A 19129-nucleotide genomic window follows, 5' to 3' on the forward strand; every position below is an offset into this window, starting at 1 on the left:
ATTCTCGGTAGTTCTTTTTTCGTTCAATTATCATTATTATTTTCGATTATGGGCTTTGTAGTATGAATATAATATATTATCCTATGTGTTCCTGATTTCATACGTTTACATCTGGGACATTTAGAACTTTTTATATTAATATTTGCTGATGTGTAATGGTTTTGTCTTAGTTTTTCTAAATCTTCTTTTAGTTTATTGTACTCTTGTAAGTTTTTCTTTTTTGTTTTTTTCAAGTCTTTTAAGGAGTGTTTAGTGTATTGTAGTATGTAATTCATAGTACACCTTGTTTTTCTATTTCATCTATTTTTTATCTAAATTATCAGTATCTATATTGTATGTATCAGTATTATCTCCTTTTTCGAATTGGTCTATCATTTTATTACAATATTCAGCTTCTTCGTCAGTGAGGTATTCTTTTTCTGTGTATTGTTGGATTAATGCATTATATATTATGTCATTGTATGATTTATTTTTAGGACAAATTTTAGTTAATAATTTATGTGTTTTTTCACTTACTTTTATTGATTTACTTAAAACCATTAGTTAAAACCTCCTTATAATTATAATATATTATTTTAGAAGAATATAATATCCTTCTACTCAGTAGAAAGAGTGTATATAATAAAAATTAATAGTTAAAAAAAATATTGCTTTTTTTGTCTGTGTATGTTCCGTGTGAGGTGTACAGTGTTCTTTTCTTTGTTTATTTTCTTTCTTATATATATTAACTCAGAATAAAAAAAAAATTCTCATTTTTTGTTCCATGTATGTTCCGTTTGAGTTATTTTTACTTCAATCATTTCAATGGATTTCATTTTTATTTTTATTATTTAAAATAAAATTTTATATTTATAATAATATGTATTATTCTTTAGTAATTTTTATACTGTTTTGTCTATATGTACCAGCATAAATATTAGTATTTTCATCAAGTTTTAATTATTTTCATATGATTCAATATCTGATTATATGGTTTCAGTTCATTGACTTCTTCAGATATATAATATAATAAATAAGTAAGAATAAGTATAATAAAAATAAAAAATAATCAATTAAAATAAGAATTGATAATTTATACAAATCGTATATGTTGTATATCATTGAAGTATATTTAATCTGATTTAATATAGTTTAACATATTTTATAAAAAAAGGAAAGACCATATAATATACAGTTGTTTCTATACTATCATATACCAGTATGATTTTCAAAAAAAAAGAAAAGTTATATGAAATAAATAATTAAAAATGTTAACGTCAAGGGAATAATATTTAGTCCTACTACTATTAATTTTATTTTTCGATAATTTTTATATTTATCTATGTTTTTATCTTTTTCAATGTTATAATGTGTAAACTTTGAAAGTTGTTTAATTAATAGTTTTGGATTAAAACATAATGTAATTATTATAAAATTATATATTAATAGATATAAATTTACTATATTTCTAATGAATATGTCACTATAATCTATTAATAGATTATAACTTCCTTCTATTTGAACAAAGGTAACGAATATAAATATAGTTGTTAATTGAATATAATATGTATTTTCATCAAGTTTATTGTTTATAGGGTTTTGTATTTTTTTATTTAAATCATTTGATTTTATAAAAAATCCTATTATTGTATAAATTAAAAGAATTATCATTTGTCGTAAAAAAAAGGGATTAAAAATATATAATACGATTAACAATAAGATTAACAATAATATCATTAAAAGACCAATAAATTCTGATTTCAGACTCCTATTTTCTAAATAAATTTTAAATCCAAGTTTCTCATATATGAAATTACTTTTTTCAACATGGTTAATACATGGAAACATGAAAAGAAAAATAAAAATGAATATTAAATCATCTAACATATTAACAACTCTATAAATTTTCTTCTGGGAAATATAAATATGTTTCTTGAACAGTCATGTTTCTTGCTCCAGTTTCATAATCAATATATACTGCATGGTATCTATCATAACCAAATTTAGTATATGGTATTTCAACAATATCTACTTTATTATGGCTTGATGTATTATATATTTCCACATAATCGTAATCATCTAAATAATTTTTGTGGGTAAAATATTTATTCCAATCAGAAGAATTCCCTTGACTATCTCTAAAATAAATAGCTACCTGATGTGTTTCAAGAATAATAAAGAAAATTCCAATTACAGACCCTGATGTTGGTGAAAACTTGTAACTTATACTTGTTAAAGGTATTTCAATTAAATCTTTATAGGATTTAGCTATTTCTACATAATCATTTATTTGTGATGTTATTTTTAACCAGTTTTTATTGTATTTGTCTGATACTATGTATATTTTGTCAACGTCATCTTTCATAAAGCGAATGTCACTTTCGTCACGATGTATTACTCCACCATTTGCACTGGTATTTGTCTTAATAAACTCATCATAATCACTTGAATTTATGGTAATTGTATTACTAAGTATAGGTAACATTATATTATGAATTATTGAATCTACTCCTCCTATTTCATTGATTATTATTGTATAGTTTGTATTATTTTCCGTATTTAATGTAAGTGTATTATTTCTAACTTTCACGTGCATGTTTTTATTTTCGGATAGATCTTTGATGAAGTCATATGTAGCTGAACTTGCATTAAGACCTGTGAATTCTAAACAATATTTTTCTAAATATGATGCTGTAAAACCACTCCATATATTATAAGAATAAATTTTTGTTTATATGCTATATGAATTATGTATTTTATTAAAAATATAACTTTTAGGGGGGGGGGTTCTATTTCCAAAAAAAAAGAAGAAAATAACTTATGATTATTATACTAATTAAAATAATCCCCATGAATTCAAAAACATAAGTAATAATGCTACAAAGTCAGGAATAAATGGTAAAAAGTAAGCACATAACATGTAATCACTATATCCTGGTTGATATCTTATATCATAAGACCAATGTTCATTAATTTTATCCATAAATGTGAATAACAACAAAATAACCACAAGAGAACCAACAATTATAATCCGAGGTAAAACAGAAAATCCATAAGCATTATATACACCGTAGTAAAATGGAAATACTGAACCAAAGATAAAGGAAGGTATACTTCTGTTAACTAATTCTGTATAGCTTAGGGGTATACTTTCATTCAACAGACAGTCTTTTGCATATTCATCACATGGAATATCACACCTTGAATCTTCACCAAAAACATGAGGTCTCAATAAAATAACACAACCCCAATACAAAACAACAAAAGATATAGGCCAGACAGCGAAGAAAAATACACGTATTAATATAGTATCCCACAAAGAATGTTTATAAATGAGAAGTGCTGGAATACTAAAACTAAAAAATAATATTCCGGCAATTATATTTCTTACACCTTGAGCTTTTCCTGTTAATGTATCATTTTTAACACCATTATAAATAACATTCTTTTGTAAACCAAAAAAATTAAAGATTTTAGTTTCAAAGATCCAATATGTAAAATACACTATTAAAACTAAAATAACATAATACCAATACCAATGCATTCTAATTACAACCTAAAAAAACGGGGTTATACAAAGTATAACCTGAATTATAACTATCAGTAGAATCTGTAGCAACATACGTTGCATCAATATGAAGCGTATTTAAACCAGCAGCTATTCGTTTATAAAAATTATAAGCATATTCCTGTGCAGTTATAGCCTCTTTTAACATTTTATCAACAAAATGTTTAACCAATTGATTACTCATTTTTTATTCAACATTTAATTTCATCTCTTTCTAAAAATACTTCATAAAAAAAAATAATAGTTATAATAATATTTTTCTAAAAATTAGTATATAAAATCAATGATTAAATATAATTAGATGATGTCAACTATTGTGACAATGATTTTTTTCTATAGTAGAGACAGACAAAAATAGAATTTTCAAATTAAATCATACAATATAAAAAAAAAATATTATTTTTTATATGTACAATTAAGTCACCAAATCTGTTCTAAACTATGTCCTAATTCAGTCATGAAATAATTGGTTATAACATAACAAATATATGATTCCATAAAACACATGCTACTGATAAAAGTACATACAGTATAATGTATTTACAAAAAGTATTTGCAATAGATAAGATCCAGGATGTATTTACAGTATCATACCAACTACTATAACAGGTAGTATATAAAATAATTGTTGAATATTAGTGAGTGTTCTTTTAGTAATGTACTATAATTAACACTAAAAAAATACAATAAAACTTTTTCACGAGATTTTTCCAAAAAATCGTATAACTTGTTTTAAACATCCTTTCTTGAAGTATTAGAAAATATTTATTATATCATTTATTGTCATATATTGTAAATTTCCAATGCTTTTAACTATAGTAATACTTAGTGAGTCTATCAAAATTAGTTTTTATTTTATTAATATTCATAATTGAATTATATTGAAGGATATCTTTTATTAGTTTTACACTTCCCCTATTTGAAAATAGAAAACCCAATATAAAAAATACAGCCTTAATATCATTCTTCTTTTTTTTACAATAATTTTAAATGTGACAATAAATATTACAAAGTTTTATAGGTACTAAAAAAATATAAAAAAATCAGAAAAATTAAAAACTAAAAAAATGCTACATGCTACATTTTATATTTTTAAAAAAGATATATCCCTTTCACTGATTCTTATGGTATGTTTCATGCTCTTTTTCTAGTAGCTCAATTTTAGTATTTTTGTATAATATAGATACACTAATGTTATATTTATCTGCAATACGTTGACTTTGTTCTTTTGTTATAGTAGGCAGACCAAATTAGAGTTTAACATATTATCGTTTCTCCTATTTATTAATTTAATTATCGTTTTACCTATTTATAGTATGTAGTTATTTGATAGGGATTAAATAATTAAAAAAAAGAGAGGGGAAAGTGATTTTACAGGGGGAATTGTTGACTAAAAAAATTTTCTATTTTTTGTCATACAGCGATTATCTGAGTGTATATGATGTTGGATAATATTTTCAAGAGATTAATTTTGGATTAGCTCGTATTTTTTAGTTGTCTATAGAACTATGATATGGGTACTCTGTAACAGTAGTACTTAGAAATAAACTTTCATTATAAGTTAATTCTCCAGCATTATGATATCCTTCGGGAGGTGTTATCTGAAAGATTTCACATTCACCATTATCATATCCAAACCATCCAGCATTAACGGTAGTTAAAGATAATAAAATTATTGCTCCTATAAGTACATATCTTATATTCATTCATGATCACGAAGTTATTATTTAAATTAGTAATTAGAAGATTATCTTGTATATGATAATCTCTTCTGTTGAGTAAAGTAAGTCTAAAATCTCTTCTAAAACTAATTTTTCCCTAAATTATTTAGTGATTGTTAGTTGAGATGATTGTTATGTACAAATCAATCTCCACAGTAGTAATATTATTCTTAGATATTATTAAGATGGTAAATATTCTTAAATTATTTAAGATAGTGTAGAGTCTTACTAGAGTTCTTACTCATGAGAATTCTAACAGTTACAATTCTCTATATTTCCTCATAAAATTATTAGAAATTGCTTGATTAAGTATGCATAAACTTCTAATTACTAATGTTTACTTTTATTTAAAGATACATATAAATTTAATATATTATATCTAGTAATGATTTATCTATCTCTTATTTTAGATTATATATGGAGACTATTGCTCTGTTTTTAAATAACACGTAGGATGGTATCATCACAACAAGGAATACAAAGAAGAGTATTATCATTAGAATTATGAATATGTTTATTAGTATGCTTGCAAAGTTTCCTAGGAACATTATAGTCATTATTACTATTAATGTTACTCCTATAATTCCAAGAATGATTATAAATGTTGCTATTATGAATTCAATGTATGTTATTCCAACTGATTTAATAATTTCAAAGATCTTTGAAAAGTTAAATCCTTCTTTGAACTGTTTATTGTCTATCATAAGAACGGTAGCAATTTGGGAGAGGTAGTAGCTTAATAATGATAGTACGATTAATATTGTAAATAGGGTGTAATAATCTACTCTTTCTAGATTAAATGCTATTAATATTATAATGATTTCAGGCAGGAAATAGAGTGTTTTTAATATTAGTAGTTTTAATCCGTTGATGATTTTTTCTGTATTTAAAGTAATGTCTGGTAGTTTGTCCTTATTGTTTATCATCCCATCCATGCAGTTTTCAATAATATGATATGAATAACTTTCTATTAGTATTAGGGGAAATAAGAGTATTCCTATGTAATATAGTATTATCTGGTTTTTGTTTGTTCCAACATATTCTAGTCCATCTTTTAATATATCAAATATCATTTTTTTCATCCTTTTTTTCATCTTCTAATATGAACACTTCTTCTATGTGTTCTTTGTTTAATAATTTTGTTATTTTATATGCCACCAATAGTGATGGATTGTATTTTCCATTTTCAAGCGCGTTTATTGTTTGTCTTGAAACTCCAACTTTTTCTGCAAAGTCTTTCTGAGTAATTCCGATCTCCTGTCTTAAATATTTAATTCTTGTTTTCATAACTCTTAACCCTATACTTTCTTAAACATATTTTTGTTTTTATATGTATTTAATAGAATTTAATTTATGAGATTGAACTTTTTTTTTTTAAATTATAATGGTACGTCCTTTTTTATAAAGTATATGTATGATACAGCCAATCCTATTACAAATGTTGCTAGTATTATAAGATATGATGGGATATAGTTTGTAGTGTATTCTATTATTTCACCGCTTGTTATTAGATATGGACAGCTCCATGGGAAGTACATTCCATATTTGCTTCCTGTGATTATCATATTTGTAAATGTCAACATAGCCCCTCCTATTATTGCAGGTACAAGATTAGTTATTTTCATAGTTATAAATACTAATGGTGTGAATGTAAGGTATAATAACATGTTACATAACAACAACTGCTTAAAATTCTCAAGCACAACATTCATTGTTATTTCTGTTGTTCCTGCTAAGTATCCAAATGCCAACGCTGAAAGTATTGTTACTACTGTAATAATAAGAACCCATACAAGAAACATGATATATTTACCTAATATGAATAATTCTCTTGATGTAGGGGCAGTCAGTACAGTTTTTAAGGTATGTTCATTATATTCTCTACCAAATAAGTATGAAATTATGATTGTAAATAGCATGATTACAAATATCACACTCGTATACATATAAACTTGATGTAGAAATGTTTCTAAAGATATAGTTTGTGAAAATTCTCCAAATTTTGCTGATAAAAACAAAATAAATGATGGAAATATTGCTCCAAGTATTGTTAATAGAAATATCTTTGATCGTTTAAGCTTTAAAAATTCTATTTCAATAAAATTGTACATTATATAATCACCTCTTTTTTTCATGCTATTAATTCTATCGGGTTTATTATTCTTGTGAAATATTCTTCTAGGTTTTCTTCATTTAAATTCATTTTCTTAACTCGTATATCATTTTTAACAAATATTTCATTTATTTTATCTCTAAGGTTAATATTTGTGTATAAAAAGATTGTATTTGATTCAACAATATTATAGTCTGTAATTTTATGTAATCCCATATCTTCAAGTATTGTTGTTGCTTTATCTATGTCTGAAACTTCAAATTCCACGTTTTTGTTTAACTGTTCATGTAATTCTTCTTTTGTTAGTTCAGTTATTAGTTTTCCATTATCCATTACGCCAATTACATCTGCAATGTTTTCTATTTCACTTAGTATGTGACTTGAAATTAATATTGTTGTATTATTTTCCTTTGACATTTTCTTTAACAATCTTCTAATTTCCTTTATACCTATGGGATCAAGTCCATTTATGGGTTCATCAAGTATTAACAGCTCGGGCTCATGCATTATTGCTGCTGCTATACCCAATCTTTGCTTCATACCCAATGAAAAATTTTTGTATTCTTTTCTACTATTATCTAATGATACTGTATGTAATATTTCTTTTATCTTTTCTTTTTGGTAGTGTCCTCTTATTTTAGCTATAATTTCCAGATTTTCTTCTGCCGTAAGGTTCTCATAGAATCCGGGTGTTTCAATTATAGCTCCTATTTTCTTGTATGTTTCATTGTTTGGTTTACTTCCGAAGAGCATTATTTCACCACTAGTTTCTGTTGCAAGGTTTAACAGCATTCGCATCGTGGTTGTTTTTCCAGCCCCATTTTTTCCCAGTAAAGCATATATTTTTCCCTTTTCTACATTCATGTAGATGTTGTTAACTACTTTTTTGTCTTTATATTTTTTTGTCAAGTTTTTTGTTTCAATAACATATTCTGTCATGGATTATACATCTCCTAATTTTGATTCAAATCCTGTTTTTATATTATTGTGCACAAAAATATTTTGATATCAAAAATGTAAAATATTTTTTACATATGTAAAGATTATTTGACATCATATATAAAGGTATGTAAAAAATATACGACATCGAGAAAAAAATAAAAAATTAGGAGGTTACTTTCAAACTCATATGCTTAGCATTATATAGATAATTATCTGTCTCTTGTGCTGTTATTAGTATGTCATATGTTCCCTTGTTTTGTGTTGTTAGTTGTTTTTCATTTATTGTAATATATTATTATAATAAACTAAATTATTTTAGTTTTAAAGTAAAAATAGTATCTTTATATAATGGTAAATAAAGTTAAATCTATATACAGTTTTAATCAGATTATTCTATCAGTACTTTGCGGTGTGATATGAGTATATGATTGTAAGAATAATTAAATGAAGTCATTCAATAGATTATTCTAGACTATTCCAAGTAATTTCAGAATAGTTACTACCTTGATAATGATATCCAAGATTAGCAGTAATTTCTGTAAGTCAGTGTGATACATATAATCACCTCCACCAACTATGCACCAAACAGTACTAATCAAGGGTTTAATTAGGTTTGGGAGCGGTTAGATTTACTAAAGTTGATAGAATGATTAAAATGTACTAGAAATAAATATTTTTCTTTTTTAGAATTTTTTATATATCATGTTAAATAAATTAAAATATAATATAAAAGATATTTTTAAAAGATTACATTCTTTAATATTAAAATAACTAATACATTTAAACATCCTCTATAAAAAGGACTTTACTAATTAATAGGAGATAAAAATAATGACTAATATTCAAACTGAAATTGCTAGTCGTGTAAAAGACATGCGAGAAGTATGTGAGATAAGTATACAAGACATGGCAAAACAATTAGACGTAGATGTAGATACATATGAAAAATATGAATCAGGAGAAATAGATATTCCTGCAAGTATATTGTATGAAGCAGCAGATATTTTTAACGTAGATACAAGTTTACTATTAACTGGTGAAGATACAATAATGAGCGTATTCACAGTAACACGTAAAGATAAAGGAGTAAAAGTAGATCGTAGAGAAGCATACGATTATGAAAATTTAGCATCAAACTTCTCCCATAAAGCAATAGAACCATTTATAGTAACAGTTCAACCACGAGATGATGGATATATACCTGAACCAAACTACCATAAAGGATACGAATTTGTTTATGTACTAGAAGGAAATCTAAGAGTATATATTAAAGATAATATAATTGATTTAAATCCAGGTGACTCAATGTACTTTGACTCACTACATAAACATTCAATGGTAGCTATAGGTGATAAACCAGTTAAATTTTTAGATGTATTAAACAACAAGGATGAGTAGATTAAATGACATCATTATTAAAAAGATATGTACCAAGAACAGAATTTGAATCATACGAGGATTTCTATGAAAACTTAAAAATAACAGTACCTGAAGACTTCAACTTCGCATATGATATTGTTGATGTGTATGCAGAAGAACAGCCAGATAAAGTAGCATTATCCTGGTGTAATGATGATGAAGATAAAATATTCACATTCAAAGATCTTAAATTTTTCAGTGATAAAGCTGCAAACTTTTTCCATTCACTGGGCGTAAAAAAGGGTGATAGGGTATTATTAACATTAAAAAGTAGATATGACTTCTGGTATTGTATGCTAGCATTACATAAACTAAAAGCAATAGCAGTTCCTGCAACACACATGTTAAAACCAGAAGACATAGAATACCGTATAAAAGCTGCAGGTATAAAGACAGTTGTAACCATTCGTGAAGATGGCGTACCTGAAAGCTATGCTGAAGTAGAAAAAACATTAGGAATTTCTTTAAACAAGGTATTTGCTGGAGATGTAGACTTAAAAGGATGGTATAATCTAAGAGAAGAAGTAGAAAAAGCATCATCTAAATTTGAAAGACCAGTACATGAAGATGATTCAGTAGAAGATACATCAGTAATATTCTTCTCTTCAGGATCAACTGGACAACCAAAAATGATTAAACATAGCTTTGGATATCCTTTAGCACATATTGTAACATCAAAATACTGGCATCAAGTAGTAGATAATGGATTACATTATACTATTGCAGATACAGGATGGGGAAAAGCATTATGGGGTGAAATTTATGGTCCATGGATAGCAGGTTCTGGAATTTACATCTATGATTATGATAGATTCCATCCATACCAGGTATTATCCAAGGCATTAGACCATAAAATCACAACACTATGTTGTCCACCAACAATGTACAGATTCTTCATCAAAGAAGACATAGATAACCTTGACTTCTCATCATTAAAAGTAGCTACTACAGCAGGAGAACCATTAAACGATGAAGTATTCTATAAATTTAAGGATTTAACTGGTTTAGAAATACGTGAAGCATTTGGTCAAACAGAATCTGTAGCAGCAATTGCTAATTTCCCATGGTTAGATATAAAACTAGGGTCAATGGGAAAACCAGCACCACTATTCAATATTAAATTATTAAATGATGAAGGAAAAGAATGTGATGTTGGAGAAACAGGTGAAATAGTATTTGATATTTCAGAGGGATATCCACTAGGATTATTCAAAGGATACTATAATAATCAAGAAAAAACTGATGAAACAATCTATGAAGGATATTATCATACTGGTGATTCTGCATGGAAGGATGAAGATGGATATTATTGGTATAAAGGAAGAATTGATGATGTCATAAAAAGTTCTGGATATAAAATAGGTCCATATGAAGTTGAAAGTGCATTATTATCACATGATGCTGTACTTGACTGTGCAGTTACAGGTATACCTCATCCAATAAGAGGTCAAATAGTTAAGGCTACTATAGTATTAGCTGATAATTATGAACCATCTGATGAATTAACAAAAGATATTCAAAATCATGTAAAACATGTGACAGCTCCTTATAAATATCCAAGAGCTATTGAATATGTGGATGAACTTCCTAAAACTATCAGTGGTAAAATAATGCGTAAAAAAATAAGATCTGAGGATGAATTAAAATATAAAGAATAATATTTTTCATATTATCTTTTATTTTTTTGAATATTTTTTAATGTTTCAATAAATTTCGGATTTCTTAGTTTGTAATAAATCCAAACACCTTTTTTTGTAGATTTAATTAATTTTGCTTTTTTTAGTATTTTTAAGTGGTGTGATATTGTTGGCTGGGATTTATCTAGTTCCGTTTGTATTCTCTGAGTACACAATTCGTGTCCTTCAAGAAGATAGAGTATACTTAGTCTAGTAGGATCAGCAATAGCTTTAAAAAGGTCTACTTGTTCTTCTAATGTGTCATCATCTGGTAGATGAAATTTCTCATCAGAGGAACCACATATTTTATTTGAATTGTTTCTATCTTCAGTCATAACATTATATTTATTTTTTTTAATATATTATACTCTCTTTTTACTTATAATTTTGTTAAATATTTAAATATGTCTATATTAATTATTTTTTTAATAAATCACTAAAAACACAATCACCATAATACTTACAATATCCTACAATAATATTAATAATATTACTAAAGTATTTCATTTAAACTAAGCTATCTTAAATAATATTTAAGAGAAGTAAATAAACAACAAATTTACTAAAAAGAATATAGACCATCCAATATTTATTTTCAAAAAAAAGATTATTTATAAGGAGGTGAATTAATTATGTCTACTAATAAGTTCATCAAACACATCATCAATAGGAATTCCTTTATAAGCAAGAATTACTAAAGTGAAAAATATTAAATCAGCTGACTCATGAACAAGATCCTCATTATTCTTAGCAGCTAAAATAACTTCAGTAGCCTCCTCACCTAGCTTTTCAAGAATCTTATCCTCTGCTTTTTTATCAGAATCTTTCATTAACTTAGATGTATATGAATCTATAGGATTTTCTTTTCTATCAATTAATGTATTATATACTTCTCTAATAATTTCATCTTTCATAATTTCACTTCTTAATAGTTGTATTTTTATCTCTTAAACTACCAGTAATAGCAATCAAAGGATGCTGAGCATCAGAAATAATTTCAATATCCTCTAATGAGTAAATACCTGCTTTTTCAGCAGTTTTTTCAATACCCAATTTTATCTGTTTATTCATTTTAATGACATATGCCATAATTTCTGAACAACCCATCTGATTAGAAGCAACTAACCTATGATGACCATCAACCACGAGGTATTTATGTTCACCTGTCTGAACAACGATGATAGGTTCAGCTAAACCTCTTTCAATTTCATAGGTTCTGCCCTGTAATTCATCAGCATAAACCTTATCCTGTGTAGGTTTCAACTCACTAATTTTAACTTTTTCTTTAGTAAGATACGTCTTAATACCATACAATTGTTCAAGAGTGCCCCTGTACTGGTTAACCTTTTCAGGTGTTGATCTTTCAATATGAGAACGAAGAATATCTGTATTAGTAATAATACCTAGAACCTTTTTATTCTCATTAGTTACAGGTAATCTTGATATTCCCATACGAAACATTACACGTGATGCATCACTAATAGATAAATCCTCATTAGCAATAACGATATCTCTAGACATCATATCTCTAACAGTTGGCTTAGCATCACGAATAAGAAGATCTGAAGCAGTGATTATTCCTACAATTTGATCATTTTCTTCAACTGGAAATCCATCGTGTCCAGTTTCTTTGATGATATTTTTTATCTCTGATATAGGCATGTCTGGATTTACTGTTATAACATTACGTGTCATGTAATCTTTTACTTTCTTGTAATCACTCATCATTATCCCTCCTTATTATTTTTTTTATAAATTAAAGATTAATAAAATCATAATTGATTTAATTTATCTCTAATCATCTTATTGGTTTCCCCTGCGTTAGCTTTACCCCTTGTTAATCTCATTACTTGTCCAACAAGGAAGTTAACAGCATTTTCTTTACCATTCTTGTAGTCTTCTACAGCATTAGGATTTTCATTTATAGCTTGATCAATAGCTTGTGCTATTGCATCATCTTCTACAACACCTATTATATCCATTTCTTTACCAATTTCGGTAGGTGTTTTATCATTATTAGGCATTTGTTCAATGAGTTTATGTGCAGCTTCAGGAGTTACCTGTTTGGATTCAATTAAGTTGATTAATTCAACAATATCTGAAGGTGTTATTTTACTTTCAGCATATCTTATTTTATTATAGTGTAATACACGTTTTAACTCATCTCTCATTAATCTAGCAGCAGTATTAGGGTCTACTTCTTTACATACTTCTTCAAATGCATCTGCTAACTCTAATTCTGATGTTAATACCTTTGCATCTGCTTCGTCTATTCCGTATTCTTCTACAAATCTTGCTGTTTTGAGATGTGCTGGTTCAGGCATGTTTTCTCTTATTTCTTCTACATGTGCTGGGTCTATTTTGAGTGGTGGAAGATCTGGATCTGGTATGTATCTGTAATCATCTGCATCCTCTTTTAATCTCATAGGAACGGTAATCATCTGAGATTCTAGATATGCACGAGTTTCCTGTTGAACTTCTCCTCCTCTACGGAGTATGTTTTTCTGTCGTATTAATTCGAATTTAAGAACTTTGTATGCTCCTTTAATAGAGTTAACGTTTTTAACTTCTGCTCTTTTTCCACCTTCAATAGAAATGTTAACGTCAGCTCTCATAGTACCTTCACCACGTGCACTACCACTGTATTCTAGTACACGTATTAATTCATTTAGGAAGCTTCTTGCTTCTTCTGGTGATTTCATATCCGGCTCTGTAACAATTTCTATAAGCGGTATACCTGACCTATTAAAGTCCACAGTACCTCTATCAGGTTTGTACTGTCCTGGATCTTCTTCAACGTGTATTTCATGGATTCTTACACCATTAAGTTCTCCTTTAATTCCAACAGGTACAGATGTTCTTTGGTATCCACTTGATAAATCAGGGTAATCATAGTGTTTTCTCATAAAGTATATAATTTCATCTGAAATTTCACAGCCTAACATTAATGCCACTTTAATAGCATTATCTAATGCTGCTTGGTTAGGTGGATATGGTTTTGCACCTGGCTGGTTTAAACATACTGGACATATGTTTGTATTGTTTGCTGCTGACTGGTAATTTGTAGGACAACTACAAAATAGTTTTGAATTAGTGTTTAATTGTACGTGGATTTCAAGACCACACATCATATCTGTAATAATGATTCCTCCAGTTATAAATAATCTTTTTAATATAATTAAAAATTTTCCTATTATTTCTTTAAATAATTAAGTATATGTTTATCTTTGAAGTTCTATTAATTTAAATTTTTAGTTTTCATAAATTATTTTTTCATTTCAACAGTAGTATAAAAAATATCTTTTCTTTTATCATGAAAAAAAATAGTAAATATGTCTAACTGTTATGAATCCGGGAAAATTGGGATGATTTATTAATAGGTATTACCTTTTATTAAAATAATAGTCTTCCATTAGAACTTAAAAAAAGTAGGGGGGATGGAATTAATGAAAATTAATATACATTCCTATGGTGCAATTGAGTATAAAACCCAAGAAGAATAGAAATGATCCCATTCCATGTCTTAAAATCAATAGGAAACAACCTATCCCATACATCAGGAAAAAGCATAATCACTGATATAAAAATACCACATAATAATATTAAGGAGAGATAAATCCTCCAGCATAACTTCTCATAGAACCTACAATAACTGATAAAACTCCTGTTAACACGGCAAGAAGGATATATTTATCTGTGGAATAACGATTTGAATCAAATTCAAATAAAATACTTAAATATGATTTAGGTTTAGGTAATCCTCTAACACTAAACACCTCCTTCCTAATATACGTTATGAAAATAAGAAAGATTGCGTAAGCATTACCAAATATAACAGCGTAAAACATTGTATCGTTTAAACCTAATAAAATCGCTGTAATATTTATCACGAACATGGTTAAAAAATATACCATGTAAATAAATATCCTATTCTTGTCATATTATAATTAATTTCCTGTGGGTCGTGTGGTATATCCATATCTATATCATATACAGTTATTCCACACATTTCACCTAGAATACTAAAGAATTTAGGATATTTTTGACTAATATAAGCTAATGTTACTAAAGGAATCACGAGAATAGCAACGGATAACAACCCCATCATATCACCATACTTATTTTCTTAGCTTCTGGGTCTCCAGGTACGTTCATATATCTTTTATCAATATTGCTAGAATTTTCTATATTATCTGCTGATACAGCAGAAATTGTGCATAAAAGTAGTAATAGTATTATGGTTATTTGAAATATTTTTTTTCATTATATTATATAACTCCATAATTGAATTAATAAACTAAATTTAACTAAAAATTAAAATCAATTAAATATTTGTTTATAATGATATAAAAATTCTTGTGTACCTGTTATTTAGGAAAATTATTGGTTTTCTACATTGTATTATCATTATAAAAATTAAACACTATTAAAAAAAGAAGGTAGGGGGTTATAAGTTTTATATTTAACAGATTCACATCTTTTAATTATATTTTTTTAATGTCTAGATTTTCATGACACATGTCAATGTATCTCTGAATAAATGGGTCTAGTTCTGGTCTTAAATTATTTTCCTTTTCTAATAAACTTAAATCAGAAAAACTACCTTTAAGGTTTTTATCAGCCCATTTAACTTCTTCTTCTACTCTTCTACCATACCTGTTACCATACATTTTGAATAGGGGGAATTTTGTTAAACCATTACTTCCTGCTTTTAGTAGTACTCCAATGTTGGCTAAGTTATCTGTCCAGGTACCTGTTATTATTTCTATATTAGGGAATCTTATTCTTACGGCAGCAACTATACTAGCATAGTATAGTGAAGCTGGTTGCGGGGTTAAATGATATTCTGTTGCAGGATGTGGATTTAGTGAATAAAATATTATTCTATCAATATCTAATTCTTCTATTAAATCAAATAAATCATTTAAATGTTCTATTTCTTCACCAAGACCTATTATGATTGTTATTGCTTTCTTGTAGCCAAGTTCTCCAGCCTGATTTAACATTTTTTTAATGTCATCAATAGATTTACTAGGACATACGTAGTTATGGAATTCAGGATTAGCGGTTTCTATTGCACCAGTTACTCCTACAATTTCATCATCATACTGATCTAATTCATCTGTTATACCAATGTTTAACCATACTGGATTAGCTGTAATATCATAAATTGTCTCACAAATTTCCTTTAATTCACTTGTTGAATATACTCCATATCCACCTGATAGAAATTCTATATTCCAACCCATACGTTTAGTAAGTTCTGCTTCTGCATATATTCCTTTAACATGGCGTTTTGCTTTTTCTGGATTTTTTATTCTGTCTTTTTGTGAAGACATATAACAGAATTTACAATCTCCTTTTTCGCACCACCATGATAAGAATATAGCTCTTTCAAGACTAATATCTTTTCCATGAATTCTTTCAGTTATTTTGTTGGCTTCTATAAGTAAATCAAATATTTCTTTATTCTTAACTTTTTCAATTATATCCATGTGAATAAATTCTCCTAATATAACATATCCTTATTTTATTATTTGTTGTTTATTAAGTATAATTAATATTCTATTTTTTTCATTATTTTCTTTGAAATTTTTGTATTTGAGTATACCACAAGGTTTATATACTAAGAGAACAAATATTATATTGTACTGTCAAAGCAGTTATACTAATTCTAGAGTTTTGACAGATAGGTTTATATATTAAGAGATATAAATAAACTATTGTAAGCTAAAGATAGATGCCGTCGTGGCTCAGTAGGTAGAGCGTTCGGCTGTTAACCGATTGGTCACAGGTTCAAGTCCTGTCGACGGCGCTATAATTGGGCCCATAGCTTAGCCAGGTAGAGCGCCCGGCTCATAACCGGGCGGCCATGGGTTCGAACCCCATTGGGCCCATTTAAACTTATAATTTAAGATTTTTTGCTCCGATAGTGTAGTCCGGCCAATCATTTCGGCCTTTCGAGCCGAAGACTCGGGTTCGAATCCCGGTCGGAGCATTTTCTAGAATCATATTATTTAACAATTTATCATTAACATTGAGTTCTAGATTGTATTAGCAAATACAACATTCCTATATATAAAGTATGCGGAAATATTTTATATGCGGGGGTGCCCGAGCTGGCCAAAGGGGACAGGCTTAGGACCTGTTGGCGTAGGCCTCCCAGGGTTCGAATCCCTGCTCCCGCACTTCAATAAGAATGTTCATAAGTTTTAAATGCCGGGGTAGGATAGTGGTTATTCTTCGGGACTGTGGATCCCGTGACTCGGGTTCGATTCTCGGCCCCGGCCCCATTTAAAAAAAATCTTATTTTTATATTAGCTAAATTTATATTTGCTCCGATAGTGTAGTCCGGCCAATCATTTCGGCCTTTCGAGCCGAAGACTCGGGTTCGAATCCCGGTCGGAGCATTTATCATAACTTTTTCTACTAAAAATTATTATTTAATCATAACTGTTTCTTATAGTTTTTTAGATTTTAACTAGTTAGTTATATGATTATTAGAACAAGTTTTTTTTATAAATTTAAAAGGGTAATAAAAAAAGAGTAATTAGTAGATTTTTTTATTTTCTACTTCTTTCATAAATCTATTTTTGATTTCAGATGCACTAATATCAATAATTGGTGCTTTTGTATTTCCAGGTTTAACTTTTATATGTACAAATACCGGACCTTCTTTACTTAATATGTCTTCCATATCTATGTTATCAGTACTTTCTCTAGCATCAATATAGTATACTTCTTTATATCCAATTGTCTTTGCAATATCTGAGAAGTTTATCTTAGAAGCATATGTTTCCTGGGAACCTGTTGAACCATAAGCCTCATTATCTATTAATGTAATAATTAGATTTCTTGGATTTTGTGCATATACTGTTATAAGTTCACCAAAATTCATTAATAGGGATCCATCACCATCAATAACTATTACTTTACGGTTATCATTTTTTTCTTCTAATGCTAGTGATAGACCTAAAGCTATTGGTGTTGCCATTCCCATTGATCCAGACATGTAGAAATTTTTTGTTCTATCAAATAATCCATATAATTCTCTTGATGGGAATCCAATATTTGAGATAACTAGTTCTTCATCTAAATCTTCCACAATCTTTTTTATAGCATCATATCTCTGCATTATTCCACACTCCTACTCCAGTAGCTGATTTCAAATAGTAATGCTATTGGTTCTCCTGATATTTCTGATAAGTCCCATGCTTTTTTCACTATTTCTCTTGTCTCATTAGGGTCTTTTACTTGTTCATATTTCAGGTCTAGACTGTCAAGTATTTTTGTTGTTGCTTTACTCATTGGGAATTGTCCGTATACTTTTTCTCCTAATGATCCTCTGTGGCTAATAATCATTAGTATGGGGAAGTTGTATAGTTTCATTAGTGATGCTATTACGTTTACACTGTTTCCTAGTCCTGAGTTTTGCATGAGAATTGCTGGTTTTAATCCTCCCATATATGCTCCTGCACAGATTCCGAATCCTTCTTCTTCTCTTGTGACTGGAACGTGTTTTATTTCTTCATCTTCTTCTATGAGTTTTAGTAATTTTTTTAAGTTAGCACAAGGTACGCTGACTATGAAGTTTATGCCAGCATCTTTTATTCCCTTGTAGATTACATCTGTTGTATCCAAAAATAATCACGCCTTATATTATTTGTATTTGTTGAGTTAGTATTTTTTTCCTTATTTATTAGTTTAGTTT

General features: G+C 27.9%; 22 protein-coding genes and 6 tRNA genes. 8 read left to right on the plus strand and 20 right to left on the minus strand.

Features of this window, described 5'->3' with window-relative positions; genetic code table 11:
- Positions 1-23: 23 nt before the first annotated feature.
- The 11 genes from OTK55_RS04185 to OTK55_RS04235 all read right to left on the minus strand — a co-directional run bounded on the left by OTK55_RS04185 (position 24) and on the right by OTK55_RS04235 (position 8320).
- Positions 24-275, minus strand: coding sequence for a hypothetical protein (locus OTK55_RS04185; protein ID WP_274870784.1), 252 nt, complete (start codon positions 273-275; stop codon positions 24-26).
- Positions 276-300: 25 nt separating this feature from the next.
- Positions 301-540, minus strand: a complete 240-nt coding sequence (locus OTK55_RS04190) for a hypothetical protein (RefSeq protein ID WP_274870785.1) — start codon at positions 538-540, stop codon at positions 301-303.
- Between the two features lie 684 nt (positions 541-1224).
- Positions 1225-1866 carry a hypothetical protein gene (locus OTK55_RS04195; protein WP_274870786.1) on the minus strand — a complete coding sequence of 214 codons (642 nt, stop codon included), beginning with the start codon at positions 1864-1866 and terminating at the stop codon, positions 1225-1227.
- 10 nt (positions 1867-1876) lie between these two features.
- Positions 1877-2575 carry a hypothetical protein gene (locus tag OTK55_RS04200; protein ID WP_274870788.1) on the minus strand — a complete coding sequence of 233 codons (699 nt, stop codon included), beginning with the start codon at positions 2573-2575 and terminating at the stop codon, positions 1877-1879.
- A gap of 240 nt (positions 2576-2815) precedes the next feature.
- A complete protein-coding gene (locus OTK55_RS04205; RefSeq protein ID WP_274870790.1) occupies positions 2816-3211 on the minus strand; it encodes a hypothetical protein in 396 nt (131 codons plus the stop codon).
- Positions 3212-3524: 313 nt separating this feature from the next.
- A complete protein-coding gene (locus OTK55_RS04210; RefSeq protein WP_274870791.1) occupies positions 3525-3731 on the minus strand; it encodes a hypothetical protein in 207 nt (68 codons plus the stop codon).
- A gap of 1306 nt (positions 3732-5037) precedes the next feature.
- Positions 5038-5253 carry a hypothetical protein gene (locus tag OTK55_RS04215; RefSeq protein WP_274870792.1) on the minus strand — a complete coding sequence of 72 codons (216 nt, stop codon included), beginning with the start codon at positions 5251-5253 and terminating at the stop codon, positions 5038-5040.
- 416 nt (positions 5254-5669) lie between these two features.
- On the minus strand, positions 5670-6341 hold the full coding sequence (locus tag OTK55_RS04220; protein WP_274870793.1) for a DUF4013 domain-containing protein: 672 nt from the start codon (positions 6339-6341) through the stop codon (positions 5670-5672).
- The gene (locus tag OTK55_RS04225; RefSeq protein ID WP_274870794.1) at positions 6331-6555 is read right to left on the minus strand and encodes a helix-turn-helix transcriptional regulator; all 225 of its coding nucleotides are present in this window, start codon (positions 6553-6555) and stop codon (positions 6331-6333) included. Before OTK55_RS04225 ends, OTK55_RS04220 begins: the two co-directional genes overlap by 11 nt.
- Positions 6556-6647: 92 nt before the next feature.
- Positions 6648-7379, minus strand: coding sequence for an ABC transporter permease (locus tag OTK55_RS04230; RefSeq protein WP_274870796.1), 732 nt, complete (start codon positions 7377-7379; stop codon positions 6648-6650).
- Between the two features lie 20 nt (positions 7380-7399).
- A complete protein-coding gene (locus tag OTK55_RS04235) occupies positions 7400-8320 on the minus strand; it encodes an ABC transporter ATP-binding protein (RefSeq protein WP_274870798.1) in 921 nt (306 codons plus the stop codon).
- Between the two features lie 834 nt (positions 8321-9154).
- Between OTK55_RS04235 and OTK55_RS04240 the strand changes: the two genes are divergently transcribed.
- Positions 9155-9721, plus strand: a complete 567-nt coding sequence (locus tag OTK55_RS04240) for a helix-turn-helix domain-containing protein (RefSeq protein WP_274870799.1) — start codon at positions 9155-9157, stop codon at positions 9719-9721.
- A gap of 5 nt (positions 9722-9726) precedes the next feature.
- On the plus strand, positions 9727-11400 hold the full coding sequence (locus tag OTK55_RS04245; protein ID WP_274870800.1) for an AMP-binding protein: 1674 nt from the start codon (positions 9727-9729) through the stop codon (positions 11398-11400).
- 11 nt (positions 11401-11411) lie between these two features.
- On the opposite strand, the gene OTK55_RS04250 is transcribed toward OTK55_RS04245, so the two are convergent.
- The 7 genes from OTK55_RS04250 to OTK55_RS04280 form a co-directional block, all read right to left on the minus strand.
- The gene (locus OTK55_RS04250; protein WP_274870802.1) at positions 11412-11753 is read right to left on the minus strand and encodes an ArsR/SmtB family transcription factor; all 342 of its coding nucleotides are present in this window, start codon (positions 11751-11753) and stop codon (positions 11412-11414) included.
- Between the two features lie 291 nt (positions 11754-12044).
- The gene (hisE, locus tag OTK55_RS04255) at positions 12045-12335 is read right to left on the minus strand and encodes a phosphoribosyl-ATP diphosphatase (RefSeq protein WP_274871766.1); all 291 of its coding nucleotides are present in this window, start codon (positions 12333-12335) and stop codon (positions 12045-12047) included.
- A gap of 1 nt (position 12336) precedes the next feature.
- Positions 12337-13143: a CBS domain-containing ParB/RepB/Spo0J family partition protein gene (locus tag OTK55_RS04260; RefSeq protein ID WP_274871767.1), complete on the minus strand. Its 807-nt coding sequence runs from the start codon at positions 13141-13143 to the stop codon at positions 12337-12339.
- Positions 13144-13190: 47 nt separating this feature from the next.
- Positions 13191-14549, minus strand: a complete 1359-nt coding sequence (gene gatB / locus OTK55_RS04265) for an Asp-tRNA(Asn)/Glu-tRNA(Gln) amidotransferase subunit GatB (RefSeq protein WP_274870803.1) — start codon at positions 14547-14549, stop codon at positions 13191-13193.
- Positions 14550-15020: 471 nt separating this feature from the next.
- A complete protein-coding gene (locus OTK55_RS04270; RefSeq protein ID WP_274870805.1) occupies positions 15021-15194 on the minus strand; it encodes a hypothetical protein in 174 nt (57 codons plus the stop codon).
- Between the two features lie 122 nt (positions 15195-15316).
- Positions 15317-15526, minus strand: a complete 210-nt coding sequence (locus OTK55_RS04275) for a hypothetical protein (protein ID WP_274870806.1) — start codon at positions 15524-15526, stop codon at positions 15317-15319.
- Between the two features lie 376 nt (positions 15527-15902).
- Positions 15903-16913, minus strand: a complete 1011-nt coding sequence (locus OTK55_RS04280; RefSeq protein ID WP_274870809.1) for a radical SAM protein — start codon at positions 16911-16913, stop codon at positions 15903-15905.
- A gap of 247 nt (positions 16914-17160) precedes the next feature.
- Between OTK55_RS04280 and OTK55_RS04285 the strand changes: the two genes are divergently transcribed.
- From OTK55_RS04285 to OTK55_RS04310, 6 genes are all read left to right on the plus strand, one after another.
- A tRNA-Asn gene (locus OTK55_RS04285) sits at positions 17161-17233 on the plus strand.
- Between the two features lie 8 nt (positions 17234-17241).
- Positions 17242-17315 (plus strand) — tRNA-Ile (locus OTK55_RS04290).
- 26 nt (positions 17316-17341) lie between these two features.
- Positions 17342-17416: transfer RNA gene (locus tag OTK55_RS04295), tRNA-Glu, on the plus strand.
- A 106-nt stretch (positions 17417-17522) separates the two neighbouring features.
- Positions 17523-17606, plus strand: a tRNA-Leu gene (locus OTK55_RS04300).
- 30 nt (positions 17607-17636) lie between these two features.
- Positions 17637-17711, plus strand: a tRNA-His gene (locus OTK55_RS04305).
- A gap of 42 nt (positions 17712-17753) precedes the next feature.
- Positions 17754-17828: transfer RNA gene (locus OTK55_RS04310), tRNA-Glu, on the plus strand.
- 140 nt (positions 17829-17968) lie between these two features.
- Here the strand turns inward: OTK55_RS04310 and comE are convergent.
- Together comE and comD are read right to left on the minus strand one after the other, a co-directional pair.
- Positions 17969-18553 carry a sulfopyruvate decarboxylase subunit beta gene (gene comE / locus OTK55_RS04315; protein WP_274870810.1) on the minus strand — a complete coding sequence of 195 codons (585 nt, stop codon included), beginning with the start codon at positions 18551-18553 and terminating at the stop codon, positions 17969-17971.
- Positions 18553-19059 (minus strand): sulfopyruvate decarboxylase subunit alpha, encoded by a 507-nt coding sequence (gene comD / locus OTK55_RS04320; protein ID WP_274870811.1) that lies wholly within the window; start codon positions 19057-19059, stop codon positions 18553-18555. The genes comE and comD overlap by 1 nt, the downstream gene beginning before the upstream one ends.
- Positions 19060-19129: the final 70 nt, after the last annotated feature.

Source organism: Candidatus Methanosphaera massiliense (assembly GCF_028890305.1).
In the GTDB taxonomy this organism is placed as follows: domain Archaea; phylum Methanobacteriota; class Methanobacteria; order Methanobacteriales; family Methanobacteriaceae; genus Methanosphaera; species Methanosphaera massiliense.